At 60.1% G+C, this 3,242-nt stretch carries 2 protein-coding genes and 1 pseudogene; all 3 read left to right on the top strand.

Annotation, left to right across the window (positions count from 1 at the left end; all coding sequences use genetic code 11):
• The coding region (locus L0H65_RS16980) for a 2-deoxy-5-keto-D-gluconate 6-phosphate aldolase domain-containing protein (RefSeq protein ID WP_301460409.1) at window positions 1–970 on the top strand (970 nt) is incomplete at its 5' end.
• The gene (gene iolD / locus L0H65_RS16975) at window positions 967–2,799 is read left to right on the top strand and encodes a 3D-(3,5/4)-trihydroxycyclohexane-1,2-dione acylhydrolase (decyclizing) (RefSeq protein ID WP_301460408.1); all 1,833 of its coding nucleotides are present in this window, start codon (window positions 967–969) and stop codon (window positions 2,797–2,799) included. The genes L0H65_RS16980 and iolD, both read left to right, overlap by 4 nt.
• A gap of 11 nt (window positions 2,800–2,810) precedes the next feature.
• Window positions 2,811–3,242: pseudogene (locus L0H65_RS16970) on the top strand (myo-inosose-2 dehydratase); the annotation flags it as partial.

Genomic DNA, 3,242 nt, shown 5'->3' with positions numbered 1-3,242 from the left:
TGGTTGCACCCCAGCCTATCCCAGTTGGGACGAGCTACAGTTTTTCTTCAACCGTGGGATCCAGCGCCCCGATCTGCGCAATGATGCGGCGTTGGAACAGGTGCATTGGGCGACAAACCGGGCGCAGGATTGGCCGCACCTGCGGGTGTTCGCCTATGATCACCGGGCGCAGCTTGAACAGCTTGAAGGCGCAACCCCCGCCAAAATCGGCCGTTTCAAGGAGTTGTGCCTGAAGGCCACCGAACAGGTCGCAGCGGGGGGCGCGGGGTATGGTTTGTTATGCGATGGGCGATTGGGCCGCGATGCGCTTTACAAGGCAGCGGGAACTGGCCTTTGGGTTGGACGCCCGGTCGAATTGCCGGGATCGCGCCCCTTGCGGCTGGAGCCGGACATCGGGACGGATTTCGGCGGCTTGTCCGAATGGCCGCGTGATCAGGTCGTCAAGGTGCTGTGCTTTTGCCACCCCGATGACTCCGCCGCCATGTGGGACGACCAAGAGGCGACAATCCAACGCCTGTTCACCGCTTGCCGCCGCAACCGACTGGAATTCCTGCTGGAGGTGATCCCGTCAAAGGTTGGCCCGATTGCGGATGACACCACCGCCCGGATCATCCAACGCATTTATGACTTGGGCGTCTTTCCCGATTGGTGGAAGCTGGAGCCGATGCTGACCGATGCCGCCTGGGACATCACCTGTCAAACCATTATGGCCAATGATCCAAACACCCGTGGCATTGTCATTCTGGGATTGGGCGAGGCTGAGGAGAAACTGGCGCAAAGTTTCAAGATCGCTGCGCGCTTTCCGATGGTCAAAGGCTTTGCCGTTGGACGCACGATTTTTGGAGAAACGGCGGTGGCGTGGATGCAAGGCGGCTTGAGTGACGAGGCTGCTGTTGCGACAATGGCCGAAAAATTTGCGCGACTTTGCAGGATCTGGGACGCGGCGCGCGCCGGAAAGGAAACCCGATGAACAACACAATCCGACTGACCGCGGCACAAGCCATGGTGCGCTATATTGCAGCGCAGAAAAACGCGGCTGGCGAGCCGTTCATCGCCGGATGTTGGGCGATTTTCGGCCATGGCAATGTCGCGGGCATCGGTGAGGCGCTTTATCATGTGAGGGACGTGTTGCCGACATGGCGCGGCCATAATGAGCAGACCATGGCCCATGCGGCGATTGCCTTTGCCAAGCAATCACGGCGCAAACGGGCGATGGCGGTCACATCGTCAATCGGGCCGGGGGCGCTGAACATGGTCACGGCAGCGGCCCTTGCGCATGTGAACCGCTTGCCGGTTTTGCTGATCCCCGGTGATGTCTTTGCCAGTCGCGGGCCGGACCCGGTGCTGCAACAGGTGGAGGATTTTTCCGATGGCACGGTCTCGGTGAATGACTGTTTCAAACCGGTGAGCCGCTATTTTGATCGCATCACGCGGCCCGAACACTTGCTGACCGCCCTGCCCCGTGCCTTTCGCATCCTGACCGACCCCGCCGATTGTGGCCCCGTCACGCTCGCCTTTTGTCAGGATGTGCAGGCCGAGGCCTATGATTACCCGGAGAGCTTTTTCGCACCAAGGGTCTGGCCTATCCGCCGCTCGCATCCTGATCCGGCCGAGGTCAAGGCCGTAGCCGCGCTGCTGGCAAAGGCGCACGCACCGGTGATCGTTGCAGGTGGTGGTGTGCATTACTCGGATGCCTTCCATGCGCTGAACTGGTTTGCTGAAACCTACAAGATTCCGGTGGTGGAGACCCAGGCTGGCAAGTCAGCAATGCCTTGGGACCATCCGCTGAACCTTGGGCCGGTCGGCGTGACCGGTGCGGCCAGCGCGAATGCCATCTGTGCCCGCGCAGATGTGGTGCTGGGGGTGGGCACGCGGTTTCAGGACTTCACCACCGGTTCATGGTCACTGTTTTCCAAGCCGGGGCGCAAGCTGATCAGTTTGAACGTGAACGCTTATGATGCGATGAAACATGGGGCAATGCCGCTCTGTGCCGATGCCGATGCGGGGCTGGAGGCGTTGTCGCAGGCGATGGGAGAACGCCACTTTAACGCCCCAGATCCGGCGCTGAAAGCCGATTGGTTTGCCAAGGTTGATCCACTGACCGATGCACCCGCAGACAGCAATGCCTTGCCCACCGATATGCAGGTGATTGGTGCGGTGCAGCGGGTCGCCTTGGATAACACCGTGGTAATCTGTGCCGCAGGGACCATGCCGGGAGAGTTGCACAAGCTGTGGAAAGCAGGAAATCCCGGCAGCTACCATATGGAATACGGCTTCAGCACGATGGGCTATGAGATCGCCGGTGCCATGGGCATCAAGATGGCGGAGCCTGCGCGCGATGTGATCTGCTTTACCGGCGACGGCACCTATATGATGGCCAATTCCGAACTGGCGACGGCGGCGATGATGGGGATCAGCTTTACCGTGGTGATCACCGACAACCGTGGTTTTGGCTGCATCAATCGCTTGCAAATCGCGACAGGTGGGGCCGAGTTCAACAACCTGCTGGATCACGCCGTTCATGCGCACCCCTCCTCTATCGACTTTGCCGCCCATGCCGCAGCGATGGGGGCCAGTTCGGTCAAGGTAGCGTCGATCAGCGAGTTGCAGGACGCCTTGGCCGAACGTGGTGATATTTCCGGCCCCTATGTCATCGTGATTGAGACCGACCCCTATCCAAGCACCGAATACGGCGGAACGTGGTGGAATGTGGCCGTGCCGGAAGTCAGCAGCCGCAAGCAGGTGAATGAGGCCCGCGCAGCATATGATAAAAGCAAGACCGCCCAGCGCGCAGATTAAGGACAACAGACATGAGCGTGAAAATCGGCATCTCTCCTATTGCGTGGCAAAATGACGATCTGCCCGATCTGACAGCGGGTTTTACGATGGAACAAGCCCTGCGTGAGGCCCGCGCCATTGGCTATACCGGGGTGGAGCGGGGGCGTCGGATGCCGCAGGACACGGAAGGCTTGCGCAGCTTTCTTGAGGCGAATGATATCGCGCTTTGTGGCGGCTGGTGTTCTGGCAACCTGATGGTGAATTCGGTTGCCGACGAGATTGCCGCAATTCGTCAGCAGGTTGCGCAATTCGTGGCGCTGGAATCGCCCTGTCTGGTCTATGCCGAATGCTCCAACACCGTGCAGGGTGATATTTCCACCCCGGTCAACGACCGCCCGAAACTGCCCCGCGCCGAGATAACCGCCTATGCCGCCAAGCTGTCCGAGGTGGCAAAATGGATGGCC

Source organism: Pseudorhodobacter sp. (genome assembly GCF_030452865.1).
Taxonomy (GTDB): domain Bacteria; phylum Pseudomonadota; class Alphaproteobacteria; order Rhodobacterales; family Rhodobacteraceae; genus Pseudorhodobacter.
Note: the sequence above shows the minus strand (reverse complement) of the source record. Positions and strands in the feature narration are given on the sequence as shown.

Coding starts and splice junctions, on each gene's coding strand:
- iolD (WP_301460408.1), top strand. CDS start 967: ATGAACAACACAATCCGACTGACCGCGGCACAAGCCATGGTGCGCTAT.